The 23757-nt window shown below is 63.2% G+C and carries 22 protein-coding genes and 3 pseudogenes; 13 read left to right on the top strand and 12 right to left on the bottom strand.

Annotated features, from left to right (window positions below):
• Positions 1-42: 42 nt before the first annotated feature.
• Positions 43-348, bottom strand: a pseudogene (locus NKH51_RS09755) (hypothetical protein); the annotation flags it as partial.
• 459 nt (positions 349-807) lie between these two features.
• Between NKH51_RS09755 and NKH51_RS09750 the strand changes: the two are divergent.
• The 3 genes from NKH51_RS09750 to NKH51_RS09740 all read left to right on the top strand — a co-directional run bounded on the left by NKH51_RS09750 (position 808) and on the right by NKH51_RS09740 (position 2435).
• Entirely contained in the window at positions 808-1176 is a 369-nt protein-coding gene (locus NKH51_RS09750) for a hypothetical protein (RefSeq protein ID WP_254761503.1), read from the top strand.
• 109 nt (positions 1177-1285) lie between these two features.
• Positions 1286-1525: a hypothetical protein gene (locus tag NKH51_RS09745; RefSeq protein ID WP_254761502.1), complete on the top strand. Its 240-nt coding sequence runs from the start codon at positions 1286-1288 to the stop codon at positions 1523-1525.
• Positions 1518-2435: a DUF8008 family protein gene (locus tag NKH51_RS09740; RefSeq protein WP_254761501.1), complete on the top strand. Its 918-nt coding sequence runs from the start codon at positions 1518-1520 to the stop codon at positions 2433-2435. Before NKH51_RS09745 ends, NKH51_RS09740 begins: the two co-directional genes overlap by 8 nt.
• A 391-nt stretch (positions 2436-2826) precedes the next feature.
• On the opposite strand, the gene NKH51_RS09735 is transcribed toward NKH51_RS09740, so the two are convergent.
• Both NKH51_RS09735 and NKH51_RS09730 read right to left on the bottom strand, forming a co-directional pair.
• The gene (locus NKH51_RS09735; RefSeq protein WP_254761500.1) at positions 2827-3261 is read right to left on the bottom strand and encodes a PIN domain-containing protein; all 435 of its coding nucleotides are present in this window, start codon (positions 3259-3261) and stop codon (positions 2827-2829) included.
• Positions 3262-3513: an AbrB/MazE/SpoVT family DNA-binding domain-containing protein gene (locus tag NKH51_RS09730; RefSeq protein ID WP_254761499.1), complete on the bottom strand. Its 252-nt coding sequence runs from the start codon at positions 3511-3513 to the stop codon at positions 3262-3264.
• 162 nt (positions 3514-3675) lie between these two features.
• On the opposite strand from NKH51_RS09730, the gene NKH51_RS09725 reads away from it, so the two are divergent.
• The gene (locus tag NKH51_RS09725) at positions 3676-3870 is read left to right on the top strand and encodes an antitoxin VapB family protein (RefSeq protein ID WP_254761498.1); all 195 of its coding nucleotides are present in this window, start codon (positions 3676-3678) and stop codon (positions 3868-3870) included.
• Between the two features lie 531 nt (positions 3871-4401).
• On the opposite strand, the gene NKH51_RS09720 is transcribed toward NKH51_RS09725, so the two are convergent.
• Positions 4402-4680, bottom strand: coding sequence for a hypothetical protein (locus NKH51_RS09720; protein WP_254761497.1), 279 nt, complete (start codon positions 4678-4680; stop codon positions 4402-4404).
• A gap of 380 nt (positions 4681-5060) precedes the next feature.
• On the opposite strand from NKH51_RS09720, the gene NKH51_RS09715 reads away from it, so the two are divergent.
• Both NKH51_RS09715 and NKH51_RS09710 read left to right on the top strand, forming a co-directional pair.
• Entirely contained in the window at positions 5061-5357 is a 297-nt protein-coding gene (locus NKH51_RS09715) for a toxin-antitoxin system TumE family protein (RefSeq protein ID WP_254761496.1), read from the top strand.
• Between the two features lie 79 nt (positions 5358-5436).
• Complete coding sequence (locus NKH51_RS09710; RefSeq protein ID WP_254761495.1) at positions 5437-5829, top strand: HVO_A0114 family putative DNA-binding protein; 393 nt, start codon at positions 5437-5439, stop codon at positions 5827-5829.
• Positions 5830-6447: 618 nt separating this feature from the next.
• Here the strand turns inward: NKH51_RS09710 and NKH51_RS09705 are convergent.
• On the bottom strand, positions 6448-7764 hold the full coding sequence (locus tag NKH51_RS09705; RefSeq protein WP_254761494.1) for an ATP-grasp domain-containing protein: 1317 nt from the start codon (positions 7762-7764) through the stop codon (positions 6448-6450).
• 108 nt (positions 7765-7872) lie between these two features.
• Positions 7873-8085, bottom strand: a pseudogene (locus NKH51_RS18850) (DUF234 domain-containing protein); the annotation flags it as partial.
• A 103-nt stretch (positions 8086-8188) separates the two neighbouring features.
• Here NKH51_RS18850 and NKH51_RS18915 point away from each other — a divergent pair.
• Positions 8189-8281: pseudogene (locus NKH51_RS18915) on the top strand (IS5/IS1182 family transposase); the annotation flags it as partial.
• Here NKH51_RS18915 and NKH51_RS09700 read toward each other — a convergent pair.
• The 3 genes from NKH51_RS09700 to NKH51_RS09690 all read right to left on the bottom strand — a co-directional run bounded on the left by NKH51_RS09700 (position 8278) and on the right by NKH51_RS09690 (position 11225).
• Entirely contained in the window at positions 8278-8631 is a 354-nt protein-coding gene (locus tag NKH51_RS09700) for a helix-turn-helix domain-containing protein (RefSeq protein ID WP_254761493.1), read from the bottom strand. The pseudogene NKH51_RS18915 and the gene NKH51_RS09700 sit on opposite strands and share 4 nt — an antisense overlap.
• A 37-nt stretch (positions 8632-8668) precedes the next feature.
• Positions 8669-10006 carry a bacterio-opsin activator domain-containing protein gene (locus NKH51_RS09695; RefSeq protein ID WP_254761492.1) on the bottom strand — a complete coding sequence of 446 codons (1338 nt, stop codon included), beginning with the start codon at positions 10004-10006 and terminating at the stop codon, positions 8669-8671.
• Between the two features lie 310 nt (positions 10007-10316).
• Positions 10317-11225: a hypothetical protein gene (locus tag NKH51_RS09690; protein ID WP_254761491.1), complete on the bottom strand. Its 909-nt coding sequence runs from the start codon at positions 11223-11225 to the stop codon at positions 10317-10319.
• A gap of 476 nt (positions 11226-11701) precedes the next feature.
• Between NKH51_RS09690 and NKH51_RS09685 the strand changes: the two genes are divergently transcribed.
• From NKH51_RS09685 to NKH51_RS18820, 5 genes are all read left to right on the top strand, one after another.
• Positions 11702-13039 (top strand): RNA-guided endonuclease TnpB family protein, encoded by a 1338-nt coding sequence (locus NKH51_RS09685; RefSeq protein ID WP_254761490.1) that lies wholly within the window; start codon positions 11702-11704, stop codon positions 13037-13039.
• Positions 13040-13199: 160 nt separating this feature from the next.
• A complete protein-coding gene (locus NKH51_RS09680; protein WP_425606701.1) occupies positions 13200-13739 on the top strand; it encodes a DUF998 domain-containing protein in 540 nt (179 codons plus the stop codon).
• A 139-nt stretch (positions 13740-13878) separates the two neighbouring features.
• Complete coding sequence (locus tag NKH51_RS09675; RefSeq protein ID WP_254761488.1) at positions 13879-15843, top strand: serine hydrolase domain-containing protein; 1965 nt, start codon at positions 13879-13881, stop codon at positions 15841-15843.
• 158 nt (positions 15844-16001) lie between these two features.
• Positions 16002-16763, top strand: coding sequence for a CPBP family intramembrane glutamic endopeptidase (locus tag NKH51_RS09670; RefSeq protein WP_254761487.1), 762 nt, complete (start codon positions 16002-16004; stop codon positions 16761-16763).
• 558 nt (positions 16764-17321) lie between these two features.
• Complete coding sequence (locus NKH51_RS18820) at positions 17322-17456, top strand: DUF7503 family protein (RefSeq protein WP_256527456.1); 135 nt, start codon at positions 17322-17324, stop codon at positions 17454-17456.
• A 98-nt stretch (positions 17457-17554) separates the two neighbouring features.
• On the opposite strand, the gene NKH51_RS09665 is transcribed toward NKH51_RS18820, so the two are convergent.
• A complete protein-coding gene (locus NKH51_RS09665; RefSeq protein WP_254761486.1) occupies positions 17555-19639 on the bottom strand; it encodes a hypothetical protein in 2085 nt (694 codons plus the stop codon).
• A 349-nt stretch (positions 19640-19988) separates the two neighbouring features.
• Between NKH51_RS09665 and NKH51_RS09660 the strand changes: the two genes are divergently transcribed.
• Positions 19989-20885, top strand: coding sequence for an esterase/lipase family protein (locus NKH51_RS09660; protein ID WP_254761485.1), 897 nt, complete (start codon positions 19989-19991; stop codon positions 20883-20885).
• Between the two features lie 223 nt (positions 20886-21108).
• On the opposite strand, the gene NKH51_RS09655 is transcribed toward NKH51_RS09660, so the two are convergent.
• Positions 21109-22287: an AAA family ATPase gene (locus tag NKH51_RS09655; protein WP_254761484.1), complete on the bottom strand. Its 1179-nt coding sequence runs from the start codon at positions 22285-22287 to the stop codon at positions 21109-21111.
• Complete coding sequence (locus NKH51_RS09650) at positions 22287-23744, bottom strand: anaerobic glycerol-3-phosphate dehydrogenase subunit C (RefSeq protein ID WP_254761483.1); 1458 nt, start codon at positions 23742-23744, stop codon at positions 22287-22289. The genes NKH51_RS09655 and NKH51_RS09650 overlap by 1 nt, the downstream gene beginning before the upstream one ends.
• Between the last annotated feature and the right edge of the window lie 13 nt (positions 23745-23757).

The raw sequence follows: 23757 nt of genomic DNA, 5'->3' as shown, positions 1-23757 counted from the left end.
TGTGATCCAGATCGATACCAGTGTGTATTCTCGCACTCACGATTAGCGGACGGAGCCGAGACTGCGCGCGGCGTCGGCCGAGACGATGATATCTCGCTCCCAGAGTCGGACTCCACTGTCGGCGACATCGTCGATGAGGTCAGCCAGTGCTTCGAAATATGCGCGGTAGCGATTCTCGCGCACGGTCACCGTCGCCTTCCCGTCGTGGTCGACGGCGCGGTTCTCGAGAGAGGCGTAGACGAACTACTCGCGCGTCTCATCAGGAGCGTCCGCGAGATAGGCCGATAGTGTGAGCCGCTGGTCGGCCTTCGGGCCGACCGGCACACCGAGCACGGCAAGGACGCGTCCCCATTTCATATCAGGTGAGTAGTTCCTGCTACTGATATTGTTCCTTTTCTTTTCGAGGATCATTGACGAGTTCGAATAGCCGAGTCCCTTCATGAATACATTTGATGTAGCCAGCGGCCTCAAGGACCTCGAGGCGATTGTAGACCGTGTTTCTCGAATAACCTGTCCAATCTACTAACGCACCCTTCGTTACTCGACCACCCTTTAGTTCGTCAAGGATCGCCTCGTCAGCGGGTCTGAGATCGTCAGGATCCATCGATTTGCTTCCTTGTGTAGCCGCCATGCGCATATATTCCACTAGTACGCATTTAGAACTGCTGCTACGAACACCAGATAAGCATGTGCAGATAGCACAAGTTCTAAGACAGAGGGGTTCCTAGAGGTTAGCAAGTGCGGGATGCCTCAGTAGAATTTGAGGCCGGTGTTTCAGGCACCGACCCCGTGCTGGAGCAACCAGCAATGGCAACTACGTCATCTACTACAGTAGACGTTTCGGATGGACAGCAAAATGAGATCATCCTCGAGCAATCGGGGAGCTACTACGACTACCTCGGGAAAGACGGCGAAGGATACCATCATCACGTCGATGAGGCCACGAACACCGTCTACGTAACGCCAGATCGCGCGGAACGATTCCTTCCAGACGATGCAGGACTCTACTGGTTCCGCGTTCGGGGCGAATTAGATCACATCGAAGAACTCGAGCGCGACGAAGATCGCGATAAGTGGGTCGCATACGTCGACTCGGTCAGAGGCTGGACAGACCGCCCGGTCTGCCTCGACGTCACAGACATCTTCGCCGCGATGCACGAGGGCGATCGGCGATGACCGACGAACGACGAGTCTCCGTCACACTCGAGCTTGAGCACCCCATAACCCCGGGCGATCTCGAACGCGCCTACTGCGAACTGCTCGAGCAGGCTGCGGAGGGGCGATAATGGACGCACTGTCCCTGCAGTGGACGCCCGCACAGGGCCCACTGCGAAAGCTCGTCTTCGAGCCCCAATCCGGCGGCGAGTACGCGTGGGCGCGCATCGAGTTCGAACTCAGCGAATCCCAGTGGCGAGAGGTCGGCATCGAGTATCTCGAAGAACTCTCATTCACCGTCACCGACGACGCAGAAACGACGGCCTCTCACGCTCACCCCCAGCTCGAAGGAGGTGACGCTGATGCGTAGTCTCTCGGAACACGGAGATGTCGACATCGGTACCCTCATAGAAGCCATCGACCACCTCCGGAAGCAGAACAAACGACTCACGGAGCGCGTCGAGACGCTCGAGGGCGACCTCGAGCAAACCAATAACAAACTCGAGCGACTCGAAACTGAGAAAACGGACCTCCAGGAGACAACCCACCATCTTCGCGACCGGCTCGAGGACTACGAACAGGAAACCACGCGGCTTGACGCACTCACGGATGCGGCGCGCAAGCGATCAGGCGCGAACAAACAGCGTATCGAAGAACTCCAGGCCCGCGAACTCGAGAAGGGGGCCCACCTCCGCACGGAGACCGTCGACCATCACGAAATCGATATCGACGGAGATCACCTCGAGCGAATCACCAAAGACGACGGCCACCCCTATTACCGCCTCCCTCACTCGGAAGATCCACTCGACCGCGGCGGCAGCGTCACGCTCGCCCACGGCGATTTGCTCCCGATTCAGCAACTCGCCCAAATGGACGAAGAGATGCTTCGCTCGACGGCAAATGCCCTCCCGACACGGCTCGCCGCAACACTCTGGAAAGCACGAACTGACTCAAGCGTTGGCGACAACCCGTGGAAATCGGGCTGTAAGGAGATCGCCGAGTACGTCAAGGCGAGCGATCTGAAACACTGGATCCGCCGACAAGAGCCTGGAACGAGCGAGACATACGCGAAGAAACTCGTCTCCCGGACGATTGATGCCATCCTCGACCTCTCGAATCACCGTGTTGCGGTTCGGAAACGCACCGAGCGCAAGAACGGCCTCGAGTACACCGAACGTCGGCTCATACTCCCCACCGACGCAGAGATCCCCGGTGAGACACCAAACTCATGCACACCAGAACAGACTCCGAAGACAGGTGGCGTCCACAGCCACCCGTAGACACTGGGTAGAACACACCCGCGAGAGGGGCTAACTCTCTCAGCACGCAACACCCACACATCACGCAGGCAGTTGGTTAGTAGGTCAGTTAGCTGTCGGTGGCTCTCTCGAGCGGGTCTCGGCGGGTACGTCCGAATACGGTCTCGAACATCTCTTCCGGAGACGACAACTGTCCACGGATACGGAGACAGCTCTAGCCCACCGCCACTCTCAGCCGGGCAATCATCGGTGAGTCACGGGCCCACACCGACGCTGAATCGGCCTGCACCGCGGTCGCTGGCAGGTGGCGTGGCCCGTTCTGTCGTCCCCGCCTGCCACTGGTCGTCTGCCCGCACGGTTGGTGGCCTGTCTTGAGACCGAACGTCGTCGCCAGCCGCAATATCTGCTCGCGTCAGTTCGGATCGTAGGGATTCGTTGCTGTATCGAGCCGATAGACATCCTCGACAGCGTCAAAATCATCGTCAAACGCATACAAGTAGCCGACCCCCTCAGTTTGCATATATGCGACAATACAGGCATCGACGAAGGAGAGGGGTTCGTGTTGGCGAAAGAGGGCCTTCCCCGTCGCGAGGGCATCGGTGGTGAGTGAGTCGATGTGGAAGCGGGCGTTTTCTTCGATGCGATCGAGGAGGTCGACGGCTGCGTCGTGGCCGGCGTGGGTCGTAAGTCCGTTGAGCGTTTCCGCGAGAACGTAATCGAGGACGACTGCTTCTGGGAGCGTTCCATTGTCGATTCCTTGGAGCACGGGAAGCGCAGCATCGTGGGATCCATCCCGCCGGTATGCAGCGGCAAAGAGGACTGTCGTATCGATGAGTGCACGAGGCATTTACTCGACGTTGACGCCCCAGGCGTCGTGATCGCTCGTTACATCGGTCGGTTCCTCACCAGCGTAGCCGTCGAAGTCGGCGAATGTGCCTGTTTGTTGTTGGATGACTTGGACCCGAATGCTTCCGTCGTCTTCGAGATGCCAACGGAGCTGATCACCATCGTCGATATTGAGTTCACGCCGAATCCGGGCGGGGATGTTTGCCTGGTTTCCAGATACCTTGCTTTCGGCGTCGATTCTGTCGCTGTTCATACTTCCCGGTATGTGACCGGCCATGAAAAGCCTAGTGTGCCGTCACACTACAGTAATAGAATAGAAATTTCGACGAGGAATTTCTGGGCCGTCGCGTCGTCGATGTCCGCCGTGTCGACGCCGGCGGAAGCGTCACGGATACGGCGCTGTATACAGTCAACTATGAGCAAAAGCATCCGTGTCGCCGATGACACCCACGCGGCGCTCGCCGCACTGAAAAGCGAGGACGAGACGTTCGACGAGCTGCCCTCCCGGCTTATCCGCGAGCGCCGCGAGAGCATTCAGGCCGGAGCTGGCCTCTGGGCCGACAGCGACGCGGCCGCGAAGGCGTGGGGGGCGCGCAGCGAGATGAAGTAGGACGTCGGGCGGCGATGACAGCTAGACAGCGGAAGCCCTTTCTCGATCAGGCCGGCCCGAACCAGCGGCACGTAGTGTTCCCAGCAGATGAACGCTCCCAACTGGCCGACAGCTAAGCACGAGCCATATCTTCGCGACCGGAGTCATACTCATGCAGTTCGGGCCCTTCTTGATCCTACGAGTGCGCTCCAATGGGTTCTCGTTGCTGGGGAACGCTTAGCCGCGCTGACCGGTGTGCTGAGCGTTCTGCTTGCATGGGTCTGTCTGGCAGTGGCCGGGTCCACATACCACTGTCGTTCAGCCCTCAGGCCAGTCACTGTACGGCACCGGCTCAGCGGTCAGTTCCACGAGGCCATACTCGTCGGCATCGTCGACCCAGGGCGGGACGGGGTCGAGGAGTTTGTCGGCGACGGACTCGGCCGCCGCGGGCGCAGGACGTCGGGAGACCTCGAGGAATCAACCCCGCTTCTGCAGTTGGGAGATGCACACCAGCCTCGACAGCGCCGGTGGTCGTGGCTGCGCCGCCGGTCGTTACTGAGCTCGAAGCACGTCTACGATTGACTCGAGCTCCGCTTTCCGGAAGGCGTGGTCCGCCTGCGACGAATCATCCGCATCGAGTTCGCCGATTTGCCGGAGAATCCCCGCTCGCATCTGCGCCTTCGGCGGCAGCCGGTCCGTCGTGATGTCGTAGTCGACGGCCTCACAGATCGCGGCGAGGTCTTCTTTGGTGAAGGCTGTCGATTCAACACGTTCAAACCGGCCGACGGCGGTCCTGATCTCATTCCGGAGGTCGGCAACTGTCGGGCTCATACCGACACTGTGACGGCGCGCCGGCCTGTAGATTTCGCTCCTGCGGTGGCCTCGGCCTCGGTTACAGTGGTGGGCACCACTCACTGCAGACACAGTTGCGAGAGAGGAGGCTCGGTTTTTGTCGGTGCGACGTGACGTCCTTCCCTCCCGGACGGTCGGCGGGATGGAGGGCCGACACTTGGACAGCGCGCCCCGCATCGGCCGCGGCACTGGTCGGCCGGCCAGCAGCGGGGGCGGTCGCTCGAGATCGTGCTGGCGACCAGCAGCCTCCCAGAGCAGGGCGCTGCCACCACTCGGCACGCAGTGCCGGCAGACCAAGCGCGTGACCGGCCCGTGACAGTTATGGTGTTAGGGAGAATACTAACAGACAGCGATGAGCGATGAGCGATGATGTCACCGTCGTCCGCGATGAGATTGAAGCCTATGCGGACGGAACTATCGCCCGCGTTCGTGTGCTCGCCGTGCCCGAGTCGAAGAAGTTCACGGAGGGGCTCAAATACGCGTTTCACTACGGAGAGGCCGGCGCTGACGACCCGTTCATTCGGTTCGACAACCACCACGGCGTCCATGAACTGCATCTCGGCTCAGAAACGGTCGAAACGGACTACCCTGGGTTGCAGATGCTCTACCGAACATGGCGGGCGGCACTCCCCTTCGACAAACGAGACGACTGGTAGTGCGACGGTGGTTGACCGACGGAATACCGCTCATCACGTACCGCAGTCGACTACATAGAAAATCAAACCTCAAAAACCAATGTCTGGAACGCTCCACGTCAAGATCGGTGCTGATTCGGATCGCAGCGACCTCGAAGATACCTTCGCAGCTCTCGATGCCGGTGAAAGTGTCGACCCAAAACCCTCGACGCTCTCGGTTGAGGACCTCGAGACATTTGGCCGTATTTTCCGACCAACGAATCTTGAGCTCCTCGAGGCGATCGCCGACCACGAACCAGAGAGTATTCGTGAACTCGCCCGGATCGTCGATCGTCACCCGCCAGAAGTCACCCAAAACGTGACTGAACTTGCTGACTACGGCCTCATCGAACTCGAGCAGAACGGTCGCGCGAAGCGTCCAGTCGTTTGGTACGACGAGATCGACATTGACCTCCCGATCGGCCAGCATTCCCCCGACTTTGCACCGGCGTGATTATACTCACGTATATTGTAAGGGTTTAGCTCAACCGAGGCGCTAAGCCCCCTTCCTCAACGAGCGCCGAAGGCGCGAGTAGGGAGGGGATACAGCGCCTCGGTTAAGCTAACGGAGGTGCGAATTCAAAATTCGTAGTGAGCAATCTCCTCTGAATCGCAGGTGAAACACTTGTCAACGTCTATTGCGAATTTTTGGCCACAGTTGCGGCATTCGTATAGTTCCGTTTTGCTGGTGGCCCTCTTCTTACGGCCTTTATTCCGAAATAGTTTGAGCGTTCCCATGCTATCCCCCCTTCATTATAAATCTTAGCGACAGGGAGACATCAGTATTTTCTTTGATTATGGCGAATTTATCAACATATGGCCAGTGGGGGAGGGGTGGACGATGCTTTTCTCACCCGTCTCGAACAGCACCCTCGAGCAAGCACAACCCCGGACACCGTCCGAAACGGAGAGGCGAATTCGACAGGGGTCGTGCAGCAGTGCGAATACGGAGCGTAATCTGGACCTTCCACGTGGTTAGCGGATCACCGAGCGCGAAGCGCTCAGCCGTTTGTACCTTCGCGGGGCACTTCCCGTCCCACGTGCATCTCACTCGCAAGAAAAAGATGGAATTTCATTCCTCGTTCGTCTCGTCACCGACAGCGCGCGTCGAGACGTTGACGAAGTAGTCATCGAGGATATCCCGGCCGAGCAGAACGGGGTAGTTCATATGCTCGCGGTCGATGACGTCCGCGGTGACCTCGTGCCAGCGGTCGCCGACGCGGACGTCGAGGGTGACGAGGGGACGCGAACTGCTCGACTTCGAGGAGCCGGAGCGGACGCTCGTCGTGCCTTCAAGGGGGCCGGCGCCGACCTCGGCGGCGAGCGAGAGGTCGACGGTGGTACGCTTGGCCCCTGTGTCGGACTTCGCAACCGCGGTCGCGATGCCGCCGCCGGCGGCGACGTCCACGCGCTCGGTGTAGCCAACAGTACGGAAGTCCTCGTCGGGGCCGAGGTCGGGCGCACACGCCGGCCACTCGTCGGCGAGGCGGGTCTCGTGGTCGGCGAACCCCGCATCGTCGACCGTCCCGCCGGCGCGCTCGATGGCGAGGCGCGCGATGTAAGGCGCGGGGCTCGCGCCCGTCGCCTCGAAGAATCCCTTGAACCCCGCGGTGGCGTTCACTTCGAGGACGTACGGATCGCGCTCCGTCCCGATGACGTCAACGCCCGCGACGTCGAGGTCGAGCGCGTCGACGGCGCGCACCGCGGTCTCGCGGACGCCATCGTCGAGGTCGTGGGTGACGTTCTCGACCGCCCCGCCAACCGCGACGTTCGTCCGCCAGTCGCCGTCGGGCGCGTGCCGCCGCATCGCGCCGACAACCTCGCCGCCAACGACGTAGATGCGGACGTCGGAGGCGCGATCGCCCGTGTCGACGAATCCCTGGATGAGTGTTCGGCGCGACGCGGGCGGGCGGTCGTCGGCCTCCTCGGCGATCGAGACGCCGGCGCCGTTCGTGCCGAGCACGGGCTTGCGGACGTAGCGCCGGTCGCCGCTGCCGGCCCCGTCGCTTCGGCCGTCGAAGTCCTGGTAGGTGTCAGGGACGGAGACACCCGCGTCGGCGAGGATGCGCAGCGCCGCGGGCTCGTACGTCGTCCGGAGGACGGCTGCGCTCGGGTTCAACACGGGGATCTCGTGGTCCTCGAAGAGTTCAACCACCCCGAGGTCCGCGAGCCCCGTGTCGCTCTTCGTCAATAGCAGCCGGTTCACCACCGCGTCGACGTCCGGCTCGACGCGACCGCGGCCGCCATCGACCGCGAGCGAGAGCGTCTCTTCGCGAATCCACACGGGCTCGTGGCCGAGCGCCTCGATCGCGTTGAGGATCGCCTTCGTCTCCTTGCTGTTGTGCAGGCTCAATACCCCGATTCGTTTCTTGGGTGGTGTCTCGGTCATCTTAGTCACATCCGGTCGTCCGTGGTATGTTGTATGTTACCACTATTTATACGTACCTCCGTCCGCCGTCGGTCGATTCGCGAGCGGGTCCTTCTCGGGTTGGATTCCCATTTCCGCTGCTGTTCGTTCGAGCTCGGCGAGGACACATTCACTCACGGGGCGGGCGGTGAACGTGCACTCACCGGTGACAAGTCTCTCGTCGGTGAGGCCGAGGACGTCCAGTTCGTATTCCTTGAATCACCACTGCCCGATGTCATGGAATCGTCGGTCGATGAGCTCCGGGAACTCGCGCTGGCAGAGGCGTTCAAACAACGGGCTCACTTGACATCCTCTCCGCGCTGAAGGGCGAGGATTCCACGTTGGGATATTGTGGCCTAGTTAAAACCCTTGCTGAGGAACATAAGAGTGAGTAGCGTAAGTGATGATGGATGGTCTCCCGAAATCTCAACTTCTTCAGTTCGTCGAACGTGCGATGGTGTTGGCTCGCCGTGCAGTAGCCCGGTTCTCGACACGTTACCCAGCTGGAAGCAGAAGTTGGTATTCCATTAGCAGGGTTAACACCGGTGCGATAGTTCCGAAGAGAGGTCCGCGAGTGATCGTGTCGGTCTCTCGATCCCACCTCACGTAGCCAACCGCAGTGAGCCTCGGGAGGTGGTTGTGACGAAGTTCCAATCGGTCTGACTCCGACCAGGGTCTCTCGATCTCGGGGTCGTTGATACTGAAAGCCGTTCCAGGACCGGCCGAAACGAGTTCGCGAAGAATCCGTCTCCGCATCGGATGGCTGAGCTGGTAGAAGAGTTCGTTTCGCAGTTGTGCAGACTCGGCCAGGCCGCTGTCGTCCTGAAACATGATCTCTCTCTCTTCCATGGGACATCGTCCCACTGTATGAGAATAGCAGTTGACGCTAGTCATCTAGCTCTTCGAAGAACCAACGAGCGACCTTTCCCTCAGCGAGTCGCAGGTGGCGAAGCCACGTCGAGGCGGCGATTCCCATTGATGCCGCAATCGTCTCCGCCTGGCTATTTCTGGGCCACTCGAAGTAGCCCGCGAGATACGCCGCTCGAAAGACCTCCGCCTGCCTGTCGGTCATGTCACTGGTGAGTGACTCGCGATACTGTCTCGTCGTCGTGACCGGCCGGTCCAAGATGCGCTTTGCAACGACCTCTGCGCCGGGATATTCCGTCTCGACCTCGTTGAGAAGTTGCTGGAGGTCTGCGTGAGCCCCGAGTTCGGCGATGACCGTCGTAAGACCCCCGGTGGTTCGCATCGAGTGACCGCTTGCCCCGGCTTCGACAAGCGTTTGAATGGGTGACTCCGCCAGCGCTAGCTCTAAGAGCGTCACTCTGTCGGATTCAAAAACGACGCGGTATTCATCCACCTCGGGGGATTCGGCCGCCATCGCCTGGACGGCTTCGGGTGGCGCTCCCGCCACAGTGACATATTGGAGCAACCCTCCTTCTGAAGCCGAAACCATCCCTTCGAACTCACAACTGCAGCTCAGTTCGGCGGAGAATCGACTGAAAACGTCATCTTCGATCTGAATCTCAAGTTGTATTATTGTATCTGCGGCGAGTGTCTCCTGGGACTGCCGTTTCAGTTCTCGTTCGTCTTCCAGCTTTTTCTCCGCTTTTCGCCGCTCGGTGACGTCTCGGATCACCGACAAATGTCTGTTCGGGAGAATGTTCGGTGTTGCGGCGAATTCGACGAGTCGGTGCTCGCCGTCGGCACGGACCAACGGAAAGAGGCCTCGATCTCGGTCCGACGCCTGGAAATTTTGCCACGCCGTCTCGACGTCGTATCCCTCGGCGGCGAAGTCGGCGATCGTTCGGCCGAGAAGTTCCTCTCGCGGGAGACCGAACAGTTCGCACGCCGCTGGGTTCGCGTCGACGTACTGCGCGTCATCGTCAGCGATCAGTATCGCGTCGAACGCTTCTTCGAACACGGCGCGGAACTGCTGTTCACTGGCGGCGAGCTCTCCGTACTGTTTCTCGGACGCATCTCTAGCAGATCCCGATTCGAACTGCTCTACTCTCGGTGGAACCCACCATACCCGCCCGCGAGCACCGACCTTCTTTGTATGCAGGATGCCGGACTCGGCCAACTGTTGGAGTTTCTTGTACGCTGTCGTCCGAGCACACTCGAGTTCATCCGCGATTTCACGCGAGGTATAGGGCACGCCCGGCTCGAGGATCGGAAGGAGTTCTTCGGTTCCCTCTGGAGCCGGGGGTGCTCCGCCGTTCATACACCGCAATAGGCTGTTGTGGAGATATCGTTGACGGTATCTCCACTTTGTCCTACAGGTAACTGTCAGGTTACATTGAGCATTGCGCGCTCGACGGCAATCTCTGACTACCTGACGAATCAACGCCTGGTGAGACTGGAGCTGTCCTCGGGCCCGGTGGTCCTGATGGACATACAAGAACTCTATTCTCGTGGTCGTTGCGAGAGCACGCTATCGGGATGTGATCCCTGCACGTGTCGTCGGTGACAGAGAAACTCCCACCCCACGGAGCGAACCGCAGAGCAGTGAGCGAGCAGGGGGAGCTCGGTCACTAGTCGGTTGCATACGCTGAGAGGACACAGAGGTTGTGCTCACGGAGCTGAGCGGTCGCAAGCGACCCAGTGACGTGGCCTTTCTCCAGTACGGACAGCGACAGCCCCCTGTAAGCCGATCGCTGTCGGTTGTACTCGATGATGCGATCCCACCGGGCGAGAAGCGGGAAACAGTCGGCTGCCTCGACGGCCCTAAACTCCGCCTCGAAGTCGAGTACCTCACGGAGTTGATCTGGCTGATATCGAGCCGCTTCAGCGGTCATTTTCCGATAGACTGACGAGACGAACATCTCGCCTAGCGCAGCTCCGGCGAAGATCGGGATGTACCGATCGACGGAGTCGAAGCAGGCCCGGTGGAGGTTGATAGCCCAGCCACCGAGGCTGATGCCCGATGCGAGGACCGAGCTACTGGTTCGATCGCTCGCCTGTGTCGCGAGTGCGTCGATGAGGGCGACCGAGGAGGCGATCATCCCAACGAAGTTCTCGAGGTCACCCATCGCCTGGGCGTAATCCATAGTCGACCCGTCGTGGAACGGGGCCCTGACGGCCACGACGTTGGCCGGGATCCCGTCGTCGGTTGCGACGAACAACCGCCGAAACGAGTTCGAACTGATCCGCCCGAAGTCGAACGGTCGCTCGCCGCTCCCGTGGTGATAGATGAGCGTCGGATAGTCCGGACCCCGCCACTGCCAGGGCATGTACGCCGCCTCGAACGCCCCGATGGGTGTGTCGACGGCCACGGTCCGCTCACCAGCGCTACTGAGGTCGTCGACACTGGCCTCCGATTCGCTCGCCACCTCGACGAGCGGCCGCGAGTCGAGCGACCGGGCGAAGAACTTCGCATCGCGCAGGAGGAGCGCACTAACCTGGACGGTCCCGACGTCGATGAGTTCGTGGCTGGTCGTCACCTGACTTGGAAGCCCGGTTCGGACACGCTTCGTTCTCTACGTCGGTTTTGGGTCCCTCGCAGGCTGACCGTGTACTCCTGTGACCTATGAACATCGCACTAGCGATACTGAAGCTGACCGCAGCCAGCGTCTTATGACCGCCGCTGAGGTGCCCAATCATAACGCTGTTTGGCTGCTCGAGTACCTCACCAGTTGCGATGAAGTCGATTCCTACCTATGTTTAAACAGCGAGAGAATCCCACCCCTTAGAGTGAGCGTGAATCGCGTCACTTGACTGTGCAATCTACCGTCTACAGCAGTCCGGATACCATACGGAACCTATTAGTACCAAAATAACGTACAAAAAATTGTGCGAACTGAAATCGATCTGGAGCGGGGAAGCGCCCTTCACGAACGGGTGAAGGACTACGCCCGCGATAATGGCATCCGACATCCTCGTGCCTACGCTGAACTAATCGAGAAAGGATTAGACATCAGTGACGACGATAACTAAGACGCTTCAAGCGACGTTCGCCCCACCCACCGCGCACAAGCAGTCTAAACTGAATGACCTACTTGTAACGTACCGTGACAGTCTGCAAGAGGCGTTCGATGCCGGGGCGAGTACCATGTCGGCAGTCAGCGACATCGTGACTCCCTACGACCTGCCGTATCAGGCCAAAGCCGCGCTCTGCAACTACGTTCCGAAACTGTGGAAGACGTACAACGCCAAACAGTTGGACGACGAACACCCGATACGGCTTACGAATCAGGCTGCGACGTTCGACCACTCCGAGGAACGCGACTACGAGTTCACGTGGTGGGTTCCACGCCCCGGTCGGGGAACGAACTTCTGGATTCCGCTCCGCATCAACCCCGAGCAAGAAGGCCTCTGGCACGACCTCGTATCCGAGGACGCGAAGGCGGGTGAGATACGGCTTCAGAAGCACCGGAAAAACTGGGTACTACACGTCACCGTCGAGTACTCGGTCGAAGAACCAGAGACAGACTGTGACGCCACACACATCGGTTTAGACATCGGAGAAACCGCCCTCATCACGGGCTGTGCCCTCAAGGGTGGTTCTCCGACTGACCCGTTCGTGTGTAGCGGAAGCAGAGCGAAGCATCTCCGCAAAGAGATGCATACGACCCTGAAACGACTCCAAGAGCGTGACGCATCCGAGTGGCGGATTGAAGACCGCTTCTCGCACTACCAGAACGCGCTCACCGACATCGTGGAGAAGGCGTCTCGGGAAGCCGTTGAGTACGCCCAACAGTTCGATAATCCGGTGTTGGTAATGGAGGACTTGACGTACATCCGTGAGCGTCTCGACTACGGGAAGTACATGAACCGTCGGCTTCACTCGTGGGCGTTCGCCCGGCTGCAAAGGCGTATCGAGGACAAGGCGACGGAAGCAGGCATCCCTGTCAAGTACGTGAATCCGGCGTACACCTCGCAGACGTGCCACTCGTGCCACCGCATCGGTCGGCGGAACTCCCAAGCCGAGTTCCGGTGCCCGAACGGCGACTGCCACGTTTCGACGTTTCAGGCCGACATCAACGCTTCTGCGAATATCGCACGACGGGTTGACCCGTGGGGAGAGAGCGTCCCGCTTGATAAGGCTGGACGCGATGACTCGTCTCGGGATGGGTGCGATTGTGACACCGCCACGACTCACCGTGAGCAGAGCGTACCAGCGCAGATGACGCTCACGGCCTACGAAGAGTCTGAACCCTCTGCCAGCATTCACGAGACCGAAGGTCTCGTGCAGTCCGCCAGAACCGAAGGTCTCGTGCAGTCCGCCAGAACCGAAGGTTCTGAAGACGACGACTGACTGGTATTCCCCATGCGTGGGAAGCCTCGCCGTAAACGGCGAGGAGGGTGTCACGACACAGTTCGAAACCCGTGACCGACCGACCTTCTCGATCCGGGGCGTGACGCTCGAGAGTCTGCAACTCGCCGGCCTGTCGTTCCTCGTTCTCGCCGCCGGTTTCATGACGGTCATCATGCTCGCGGCAGCGATGGTCCCTGGGTACGATTTCCGCGGCGGGGCCATCAGTGACCTCGGAACGTTTCCCGAGACGGCGCTCCTGTTCAACACGTCGCTCGTGCTCGTCGGCGTGCTCAATCTCGCGGGCGGATACCTGTTCTACCGCACCCACGGGGCGCGCTGGCTGCTGATCGTCTACACGCTCGCCGGTCTCGGTGCGGTCGGTGCCGGGCTGTTCCCGCTCGACACCGGTGGTCTCCACGGCCTGTTCGCGCTGTTGGCGTTCCTGTTCTTCAACGTCCAGGCGCTCGGGACGGCCGCTCGACTCCGCAGCGCGATGCGGCTCCTCTCGGTTATTGCGGGCGGTTCGGGCCTCGTCTTCGTCGTTCTGATGGTCCTCGGCGACGCCGGCAACGCCGCGGCGTTCGGGCCGATCGGTCATGGCGGCACCGAACGGATGATCGTCTACCCCGTGATGCTCTGGTTGGTCGCCTTCGGCGGTTACCTGCTCGCAGAGAGCGAGGGGGCGGAGCCGTCCGTCTAGCACTCTGCATGAACCACACCTCTGACCCCATAGTCGGACGCGTGCCGACCCCGCACGAGCCCTCACCGGCGGACCGGTTTCCCCGCTCGTCCGGGAACCGGGTATTCGGATCGAGCACCACCGCGCCGAGGTCTGCCACGTGAACCGCTCTTCGATCCACACCGCCGTCGTGGTGGCGCTGGTCGTCGTTCTCGCGAGCACGCCCGCCGTAGCGACATCCACCACGTCGACGGCTCGCTCGGCCGACTCTGTCGGGCAGGCCGAATCGGCCGACCTGTCTGATCGGGATGAGTTCGAGCGCTGGCTCGATGAGACGATGGCCGACCACGTGGAGCGCCACCGCGTCCCGGGTGCGACCGTCGTCGCCGTCAAAGACGATGAGGTGGTCCTCGCGAAGGGCTACGGCTACGCCGACCTCGAGTCCGGTCGGCCAGTCGTCGCCAACGAGACCGTCTTCAGCATCGGTTCAACCGGCAAGCTCGTGACCTGGACGGCGGTGATGCAGGGCGTCGAAGACGGCCGGCTGGACCGCGACCGCGACGTGAACGACTACCTGCGTGACTCCGAGGTTTCCGTCCCGGATACATACTCCGAACCGATCACTCTCGAGCACCTCGGCACCCATTCGGCGGGGTTCGAGGACACGCTCGACGGGATGGTCGTCGACGATCCCGCGGAGATCCGTCCGATGGAAGAGATTCTCGCCGAGCACCGGCCGGCCCGCGTCCGGCCGCCGGGCGAGTTCGTCGCCTACTCCAACTACGGAACGGCACTCGCCGGGCACGTTCTCGCCGAGCAGTACGACACGACGTTCGTCGAGTACGTCGACGGGCGGATTTTCACCCCGCTCGGGATGAACGATACCACGTACGCCCAGCCCCTCCCGGATCGGCTCGAGCAGCGGCGAGCTATCGGGTACACGTCTCAGAACGGGGACTACCGGGCGCACCCGCCGTTGGTCTGGACGCTGCCGCCTGAGGGCGGGTCGTTCCGGACCACGGGGACGGACATGGGTCGGTTCATGCTGGCCCAACTGAACGAGGGGGCATATGGCTCCGCACGCGTCCTCGAGGCGGAGTCCGTCGAGGACATGCATCGTCGTCACTTCACGAAATCACGCGCCGTCCCCGAACTCAACGGGATGGCCTACGGATTCATCGAGATGGATCGCAACGGCGAGCAGATCGTCGGCCATTGGGGTGACACCCCCCGCTTCAAGAGCCTGCTCGCGCTCTTCCCGGAGCGAGACGTCGGCCTGTTCGTCGCATACAACGCGCCCGGCGGTCACGCCGCTCGATTCGAACTCCTCGAGGAATTCACCGACCGGTACTACCCGCGTTCGGACGCGCCGCTCGTGGATCCACCGGCGGGCGCTGCCGACAGAGCCGAAGCGCTGGCCGGTGACTATCGATCGCTGACAATCTCGGAGTCCTCGTGGCAACGGATCCTCGGCGTGATGACCCGGACCTACACGGTCGAGGCGACCGACGACGGTTCCCTCACGACCGAGCGACTCGGCGAGGGGACGCGCAGGTGGGTCGAACGCCGACCCGGCGTCTACGAGGAGGTCGGCGGCGACGAGATCCTCGTCTTCCGGTTCGACGAGGACGGCCGAGCGACCCACCTGTTCCGGGGTGCGTTCGGGCCGGCGACCTACGAGCGCGTCCCGTGGTACGAATCACTGACCGTCCTGCAGAGCGTCCTCGCTGTCGGAGTGCTGGCGTTCGCCTCGGTCCTCTCGCTGTGGTTCGGCGCACCGCTCTGGCGGCGAGTGCGCGACCGAGACGCTCCGACGAGGCGCGAACGACTCACCCGGGGGCTCCTCGGTGCGGTGAGTCTCCTGTGGCTCGTCGTCCTGGTGATCTTCGTACTCGCCTGGATTAATCTCAACGCGGAGGTCGCCTCACCGTCGCTCGCCCTCCAGGCCGGGAAGGGACTCCGCTACGTCGCACTCGCGGGAACGGCTGGTTGCGTCATCGCGACCGGGTTCGTCTGGCGTGGGGACTACTGGAACACGCCACTCAGGGTGCACTACACGGGAGCGACGCTCCTCGCGCTTCTGGTCGCCTGGCAGCTGTATCTGCTCCGCGTCCTACCGCTGTGAAAATACACGATATCGATATGATTACCACGCGACCATCGGAGGATTGACCCGTGAGCCAGCAGCGGATCCGGGGCATCGTAGACGATCGCCCTGTTGCGACGTTCTTTGTCTTGGCGTATGCCTTCTCTTGGGTAGGGTGGCTGCCGGTCGTCATCGGGATGGGGGAGCCAGTTCGGACGCTCAGTTTCGTCGTCGGGGGATTCGGCCCAGCGCTCGCCGGTGCAGTAACAACCTGGCTCGACGGCGAGTCCGTCCGGGCGTGGGCTCGACAGATAGTCCGCTGGCGCGTCCCACCGCGGTGGTACCTCGCTGCGTTCCTCCTCCCGCTGCTCGTCGTCGGCCTGGCGAGCGCGGCTATCGTCCTCCTCGGAACCGACGTGAATCCCGCGGTGCTGTCGGGACGGTTCTCGCTCGTTCTCGGATCGTACGTGTTCGTCGCGCTGATCGGCGGCGGGAACGAGGAACCCGGGTGGCGAGGATTCGCCCTCCCGAGACTCGAGAAACGGTACGCGCCGGTCCCGGCCACGCTCGTTCTGGGAGTGGTTTGGGCGTTCTGGCACCTCCCTCAGCTGGTCGCGGACCCGAACGCCGTATACAGCTTCGCGTGGCTCGTCGAGGAAACTCCCGGTATCGTTCTTCGAGTCGTCAACATTGTGGGCTTCGCGTTCCTCCTGACGTGGATATACAACGAGACGGAGAGCGTCCTGCTCGCTCTGCTTCTCCACGCGGGCATCAATACGGCCAACAGCACGCTCGTCCCGCTCCCGATCGAGGCGATCACCGGCGAGAGCTTCACGACGGTACTGATCGCGGTCGACGTCGCGGTATGGATCGTTGCCGTCTTGCTCATCGCCGCGACCCGCGGACAGCTGGGATACGACCTCCCGCGGGCCACCGCCGATGGCAAAGCGGATCGCTGACGCTTCGATCTCGCCGCCGTCGTCGCTGCATGCGATAGACGAGTGGAGAGGCCCATCGGGACGGACGACGAACTCGAGGTCGCGAGTTCCGGAGGAAACCGCCAGAAGACGACCGCGTGTGCGTCGGTGTGATCCGCGACCGTGCTAGTAGTTCCCACGCCTGTCGGTAGTGACCGCGCCACGGGAGTGACAGGGGGAGTCCTGCGCTCATCGCTCACGTATCGGCTCAGATTCGAGCCGCTCGACCCCGAACCACGCCGAGCCGCGCAGGGGGGCGACAGTGAGTCCGACAGCAGGAAGCGGGGACTGTCACTCACACTGATATAGCTGTCACGGCGTGTCGCAGGCTGTGAATCCGAGGGAAGCACCTACCAGCCACCGACACGTCCGTTCGGCGAACGGCGGTCAGTGCTCGTGACGCGGCCGGTTCGGGCGGACTGATTGGAGCCGGCGCCACCGCGATTACGGCCCCAACCCCGACGCTCGTTCATTCATATTTATTCGTATATGTAAGTATACGATAATTTTATTACCAACGGCGACAACCATTGGATTGCTATGGACGCGAAAGACAGCATGAAGGATTACCTCGCACAGCACCCCCGAATGATCGGCGCCCTGTTCACCCTGTTCGTCCTACTCAGCCAGGCCGGCTCGGTGGCCGCGGGCACCACGTCGCAGGTCGGACCCTAACGTCGATTCGAAGAACCAGTTGCACGCGCCCGTTCGTCTTCTTCGCCGCCACCTACGAATAATAGTCACCGATCAGCCAGCGCGCTGTCCGGACGTCGTCAGTCGATGTCGATCGGACCGATCCCGTCGTTCCAGCGCAGTCGGTCGTCGACCAGCACCGGCAGTTCGGTCCAGGTGAGGTACTCCTGGAGCGAGTCGCGGTCGACCTCGGCGAACGGCGTATAACCGGGCGTGAGGTGTCTGTCTTCGACCGTCTCGAGCGTCGAGGCCGTCGCGGTCCCGAGCTGGAACTCCTTCGTCGAGTACGATCGCATGGCGAACTCGAAGCCGCCGTCGCCGTCCCGGTCGAGTTCGATGATCGCGGGCGCGCCGCCGTCGGACTGGGCGATGTCGGCCGAGCCGTCGCCGACGATGAGGTACTGGTCGCCCAGTCCCGCGTTCCGCCGGGCGATCTCGAGCGCGCCGCGCAGCGGGAAGCCGCGGTTGAGCAGTCGCGCCATCGTCTCGCCGGCGTCGACGGCGTCGTCGTTGACGACGTCGGCGTCCGTGCTGACGCCGCCGAACGCGCCGCGGCGGGTGAGCGCGAGCCCCTGTTCGTAGGAGCGACAGGCGTTCAAGAAGAAGACGCCCACGTCGACCGACTCGAGGGTGCGGACGTCGAGGTCGCCGTCGGGACACTGGAGCCCGTCCGGGGTCGCGTGGCCGATGTAGTGGACGAAGTCGTAGCCGCCGTCGGCCAGCAGGCTCGCGAGGCGATCCGTGCTGACGCCGAACTCCGAGCGGATCTCGAAGGGGAGCATCTCGCGGTTGCCGTAGGTCTCGTCCAGGAGGTCGTGCTCGTCGATCATGCGGACGTCGTTGCAGACGAGCAGGATCTCGATCGACTCGTTTCGCGCGTCGCGGGCCAGCTGGTTTCGGTAGGCCTCGAGCGTCGCCTTCGAGGCCTGCTGTGGGATGCCGTCGCCGAACCAGGCGTGCTCGACGGATTCGTCGGTGATCGCGGGAACGACGAACGACGATTGTGTCGCCGACGACGGCTGTGGCGGGCTGCGAGCCCCGCTCGTCGAGCGGACGAGCCCCGAGAGCTCCTCGGTCGCGGTGCCCGGGACCGCGTCCGGCGGACTGCCGCGCGTATCGCGGACGATGCCGAGCTCGTTGACGATGAACGGCAGCAACTCGACGGTCTCCGGGTCGGCCGGGACGTGTGCGGTCAGCGGCCAGCGCGGGATGTGTGGCTCGATCGTCTCGTAAGGGACCTCGAGGTACCGCTCGAGGCGGGCCGGCAGGTCGGCCTCGTACAGCGTCGCGAGGTCGTAGGGCAGCTCGGCTTCGAGTTCCCGTCGCTCGTGGAGTTCGTACCGAAAGATGCCCTCGGTCCGGGTCAGACAGTCGAGGAAGAAGAACCGCTCGAGCAGTCGCGCGACGGCGTCCTCGAACCCATCGTCTGCGGGCAACGGCCGTTCGAAACGGTCCGTCTCGAGGGCGGGCTCGTCGCCGGTCCGTACGGTCGCGCCGAGGAAGAACGCGAGCGGCGCGGCCCGGTAGAGCGACAGCCGGTCGGGCGGGACGGTGAGCGTCACGTCACCGGCCGGCTCGTCGATCGCGTCGGGAATCTCGAGGGCGTCGCTGAGTTCGATCAGCGGCGGATGACCGCGCAATGTCGGCCACGTCCGTTCGGCCGAGGTCGTCTGCAGCGCCGACGGGAGCGCGGAGATCACCTTCGCCATGGAGGCGATGTCCGGCCCGGTCGTGATCGTGGCGGCGGGTCGCTCGTGGAGCGACCGGCCGCCGAGCTCGATCGTCGTCGGTCGCTCGAGCGCGATCCGGATCGAGGTGAGGCCGATGTCGATCGTGCCCGGCACGCCGATCCGGCAGTAGAGCTTGATCGGGCCGCTCAGACCGATGAACTGGGTCCGGTCGTCGAGCTCGACCGTCTCGCCCGCGTCGAAGCTCGCTTCCGTCTGCCCGCTGCGGTCGTGGACGGTGACCGAGTAGAGCTGGTCGAAGACGAGGCCGTCTGTCTCGATCGCGACCGTCGTATCGACCGGGAAGCAGAACCCGTCCGTGTCGATCTCAGCCGGCGAGACGGCCCCCGCCGTCTCGATCTGGAGGCGGCGCTGCTCGATCGAGTCGGCCACCTCGAGTCCTGTCGGCGCGGTCGTCTCGGTAAAGGAAATCGTCATTGCTCGCCCCGTTGCTACCCCACCTATTCGGCCGCACGATCAAAAAGGGTCGTATCGGCCATCCCGAGGAAGGCGGTCCCCTCGAGAATCGGCACGCTCGATCGAATTTTCGTCTCGTACTCGTTGCACTCGAGAAACGGAGGTTCGTGCTCCGTTCCCGACGCTATCGATAGCCTCGAACGACCCGATCGTCGACTCCGGATGGGCCGACAACTAGACTCACGAGGAACTCTCTTTAGCGTTAGTCCTCAGATTGCGTTATAAAGACACTCAGATGAGAGTAACACAGCTCATTGCCGTGGCTCGGTATACCGTAGCACGGATGAGGGATTCCGACAGCTCAGACCGCATGCGGTGTGGGGATTCAGAATCGACGATCGACCGCCGGAAGATCCTCCGGTCGACCGCCGGTCTCGCGGTGGGGACCGCCGGTCTCGCGGCGGCTTCCGGATCGGCGTCGGCGACGGTCGAAGCGCTCTACGAAGCGCTCGAGTGTACGGCCGACGGAACCTGGCAGGCCGCACCGGACGGCTATCCGGTGCTCGACCTGCGCGGCTCGACCCCGACTCGGTTGGGCGATTGGCCGGACGATCCGCGGGACCTGACGATCTTCGTCCACGGGCTCGGCGGCGACAGCGACGACGGCTGGAAGGACCAGGCCTACACGTTCGAACAGGCGGCCCGGCAGAACGGCTGGGACCCGACGCAGATCGCCGTCCTCTACAACACCGGCGGCGACTCCCTCGACTGGGAGTCGTCCGTCGACAAGGCGAAAACGGCGGGCCGACGGCTCGCGGACTGGCTCGGCGGATACGCCGCCGAGAACGACGTCTCGTCGTACAGGGTCGTCGCCCACTCGCTGGGCGGCCACGTGACCGGGACGCTGCTGAACGAACTCGACGGCGACGTCGTGATCGACGACGTCGCCCTGCTCGGTCCGGCCGTCCCGAAGGACAGCGTCTGCAAAGACGACGGGCAGTACGCGCCGGGAATCGAGGCCTCCGCGGAGGCAGTTTACAACTACCGATCGTGGGACGACGAGGTCGTCTGTGACCTCTACTCCTCGGTGATCCTCGGATCGGGCAACGACGGTCTCGGCTGCAAAGCACCGGACTGCGGTTGGTTCGACTCGCCGCCGTCGAACTTCGAGGACAACAGCGTGACCTTCTCCGTCGACGGCCACTGCGACTACCCGCGGCCGGACGTCGGCTGCGTCGACGAGGTCGTCGACGACTTCGGCGTCTGATCTCGCCGGAGACCGGTGCGTCCGGTCCGGACGCGAGTACCGATATCGAACGGCTCGGCCAGCCGCGGTCGAGGACGCGACCGAGCGGGTCGACCGCTCGCACAGTTTTGTCGCTCTCGTGGCGCGTTCCGACTCGAGAAAGAGCGACGAGCGCTGACGAGACGCCGAGCAGGCCGAACGCCGTCCCGATCACCTCGAGATCGAAACCGATCGTCTCGGCCGCTCAGCCCGAGCGCTTGTCGTCGAGCGCCGTCGAGAGCGCCCGGAATACGAGCGTCGGAAATCGCGGTTCGACCGTGCTGGGTTGGCGACCGCCGCCGCCACCGGTGTCGACGGTCTGCAGGGGCACCCGTTCGATGACGCCGTCGTCGGCCAGTTCGTAGAGGAACCGCTCGACGGTCCCGGCGGTCAGCGACGAGCGGTCGGCGATCGCGGTCGCCGTCTCGCTGATCGGTCGCTCCGTCGCGTCGAGGTCGACGAGCGCGAGCAGCGCCCGCTGGCGGGTCGCCGAGAGCGCGAGCGGCCGGCCGACGTGGACGCCGTCGTCGGGCACGGCGGCCCACGCCGCCTCGAGGTGCCGGCGCTCGAGCCGATCGGCGTCGTCGTCGGTCGCGAGGACCGCGGCGCCGAACAGGGCCGCGAGCGCGTCGTGGGCGTTGCCGTCCGCCCACCCGGCGAGTTCGCGGACGGCGTCGTGGGCGAGCGCGCCCGCCGCGAGGCCGCTCGAGGCCCGCTCGGTGAGCACGTCGACGAGTTCGTGGTCGCGATAGGACGGCACAGTGACGGTCGGGCCGTGGTGCCCGTCGGGTTCCCGGTGGCCGACCGCGACGGTGGCGACACTGTCCGCGACAGGAGACAGGAGTTCGCGGACGCGATCGGCACCGAGCGTGCCGGGTTCGTCGTGGTGGTCGATCGCGACGACCGCGCGTCGGTCGGCGCGCGCGAGCCGATCGCGCAGCCGGTCGCGCAGCTCGTCGGTCCCGACGCCGCCGTTCGGGACCTGCTCGGTCGACAGCCCCGCGAGGACGGCCCGATAGAAGGCGAACGCGCTCTCGACGCGGCGGCCGTCGACGGTGACGAACCACGTCACCGGCTCGGACCGCCCCCCGCGGGTCGTCGTGGCGATCGCTCGGCTCGAGCCGCCCAGTTGCTCGTTCAACGCAGCGAACGACGCGGTCACGACGGCCGACGTGCCGGAGCCGGGCGGGCCGACGACCGCGACCGGTGGCGGCAACGCGCCGTCGAAGACCGGTTCGAGCGCGTCGAGCAGTTGCTCGAGGACGGGACCGCGACCGACCGGTTCGGCGGGGTGGACGACCGGGCTGAGCTGGTCGCGGTCGACGATGACCCGCCCGTGTTGTCGTCCGGACCGCCGCCGCGCGATGCGCTCCCGGAGGTCCATTACTGCGCTCGAGCCTCCGCGTCGGGCCCGACGAGCGCCGCCGCGAGCACCTCGAGGGTGTGGGTAATCTCGTAGCCAGTCCCGTGTTCCATCTGCATCGAACAGGTGGGACACTCGGTGAGCCCCTGCGCTGCGTCCGCGTCGTTCATATGCTCGAACATCTCAGACCCGATCTTCATGGAGGTTTCGTAGTTCTCCGCCTTCCAGCCGTAGGTGCCGGAGATGCCCGAACAGGAGTCGCCGACATCGTGTGCCTCGACGCCGTCGATGCGCTCGAGCAGTTCGACCGTCTGACCGTCGAGGCCCTGATTGCGGGCGTGACATGGCGCGTGGTAGGCGAAGTCGTCGAACTCGTCGCCGACCGACGTGCCCTCGAGTGCGCGCTCTAGATCCTCGTGAACCCGGAGGTACTCGACGGCGTCCCAGGTGTTCGCCGCGACGTCCTCGATCCCCGCGATGTCGAACAGCTCGGGGTACTCCTGGCGGAGCGACATCGAACACGAACTGCAGGAGGCGACGATGTCCGCGCCCTCTTCGAGAGCCGCGCCGAGTTCGCGGACGTTCGTCTCGGCCGACCGACGCGCGTCCGCGAGCATCCCGTTGGCGAACATCGGCGTCCCCGAGCAGTGCTGGTCCGGGACCAGAATCTCGTAACCGAAGTGCTCGTAGACCCGCACGAGCGCCTTCGCGACCTCGGGGGTGTTGTAGTTCGAGTAGCAGCCGTGGAAGTAGGCGACGCGCTTGTCCGGATTCTCGACCTTCGCACCGCCTCGTTCTGTCTGCTCGCGGGACGATGTCCCGCTCGCATGGTCCGAGGGATGCGTCGCATCACTCGCGACTCGCGCCTCCCGCGCTCGCTTTTTCGAGGTGGCGTTGCCACCTCGCTTCGCCCACCACTCTCGGAAGGTCTCGGTCGCGAACTCGGGAAACTCCCGCTGGCTCGTGATCCCCAGCACTTTCTCGCCGAGCCACTGCGTCGCCGACAGCCCCATCACGACGTTCGTCGTCCGCGGGAACGCGGCGGCCAGCGGCGCGAGCCGCCGGTAGTTCGCGAGGATCCGGTTCCGGACGTACTCCCGCGAGAGTTTGTCCATCCGCTCCTCGACGTACTCCCCGCGAGCCGTGTTGTGCATCTGCGAGAGCGGCACGCTCGAGGGACAGGCGCTATCACAGCGCATGCAATTCGAGCACTTCATCACCGACTCGTCGATGTCGTGGTCCTCCTGGCGCTTGAGCCGCCACTGTTCGGGGCCCTGGAACTTCGGTCCGGGGAACTCGTCGTCGACCTCGGCGACGGGACAGTTGGTGTCGCAGGTCGAGCACTTGTAGCAGTCGTCCGCGCCCGGTCGGAGGTCCGTCTCCCCGCCCTCAGGAAAGACCTGAATCGGTTCGAACGCGTCGTCTTGGTCGTCGTCGTCGATCGATACGTCGTCGGTCGGTCGGTCCGCGTCGCTCATCGAATCACCTGTC

Source organism: Natrinema marinum, assembly GCF_024296685.1.
Lineage (GTDB): Archaea > Halobacteriota > Halobacteria > Halobacteriales > Natrialbaceae > Natrinema > Natrinema marinum.
This window is presented reverse-complemented; position numbering and strand designations above follow the sequence as displayed.

Excerpts from the sequence above, each read along its gene's own strand:
- NKH51_RS09750 (WP_254761503.1), top strand. The coding sequence starts at position 808 with ATGGCAACTACGTCATCTACTACAGTAGACGTTTCGGATGGACAGCAA.
- NKH51_RS09745 (WP_254761502.1), top strand. The coding sequence starts at position 1,286 with ATGGACGCACTGTCCCTGCAGTGGACGCCCGCACAGGGCCCACTGCGA.
- NKH51_RS09740 (WP_254761501.1), top strand. The coding sequence starts at position 1,518 with ATGCGTAGTCTCTCGGAACACGGAGATGTCGACATCGGTACCCTCATA.
- NKH51_RS09735 (WP_254761500.1), bottom strand. The coding sequence starts at position 3,261 with ATGCCTCGTGCACTCATCGATACGACAGTCCTCTTTGCCGCTGCATAC.
- NKH51_RS09730 (WP_254761499.1), bottom strand. The coding sequence starts at position 3,513 with ATGAACAGCGACAGAATCGACGCCGAAAGCAAGGTATCTGGAAACCAG.
- NKH51_RS09725 (WP_254761498.1), top strand. The coding sequence starts at position 3,676 with ATGAGCAAAAGCATCCGTGTCGCCGATGACACCCACGCGGCGCTCGCC.
- NKH51_RS09720 (WP_254761497.1), bottom strand. The coding sequence starts at position 4,680 with ATGAGCCCGACAGTTGCCGACCTCCGGAATGAGATCAGGACCGCCGTC.
- NKH51_RS09715 (WP_254761496.1), top strand. The coding sequence starts at position 5,061 with ATGAGCGATGATGTCACCGTCGTCCGCGATGAGATTGAAGCCTATGCG.
- NKH51_RS09710 (WP_254761495.1), top strand. The coding sequence starts at position 5,437 with ATGTCTGGAACGCTCCACGTCAAGATCGGTGCTGATTCGGATCGCAGC.
- NKH51_RS09705 (WP_254761494.1), bottom strand. The coding sequence starts at position 7,764 with ATGACCGAGACACCACCCAAGAAACGAATCGGGGTATTGAGCCTGCAC.
- NKH51_RS09700 (WP_254761493.1), bottom strand. The coding sequence starts at position 8,631 with ATGGAAGAGAGAGAGATCATGTTTCAGGACGACAGCGGCCTGGCCGAG.
- NKH51_RS09695 (WP_254761492.1), bottom strand. The coding sequence starts at position 10,006 with ATGAACGGCGGAGCACCCCCGGCTCCAGAGGGAACCGAAGAACTCCTT.
- NKH51_RS09680 (WP_425606701.1), top strand. The coding sequence starts at position 13,200 with ATGACGGTCATCATGCTCGCGGCAGCGATGGTCCCTGGGTACGATTTC.
- NKH51_RS09670 (WP_254761487.1), top strand. The coding sequence starts at position 16,002 with ATGGGGGAGCCAGTTCGGACGCTCAGTTTCGTCGTCGGGGGATTCGGC.
- NKH51_RS18820 (WP_256527456.1), top strand. The coding sequence starts at position 17,322 with ATGGACGCGAAAGACAGCATGAAGGATTACCTCGCACAGCACCCCCGA.
- NKH51_RS09665 (WP_254761486.1), bottom strand. The coding sequence starts at position 19,639 with ATGACGATTTCCTTTACCGAGACGACCGCGCCGACAGGACTCGAGGTG.
- NKH51_RS09660 (WP_254761485.1), top strand. The coding sequence starts at position 19,989 with ATGCGGTGTGGGGATTCAGAATCGACGATCGACCGCCGGAAGATCCTC.
- NKH51_RS09655 (WP_254761484.1), bottom strand. The coding sequence starts at position 22,287 with ATGGACCTCCGGGAGCGCATCGCGCGGCGGCGGTCCGGACGACAACAC.
- NKH51_RS09650 (WP_254761483.1), bottom strand. The coding sequence starts at position 23,744 with ATGAGCGACGCGGACCGACCGACCGACGACGTATCGATCGACGACGAC.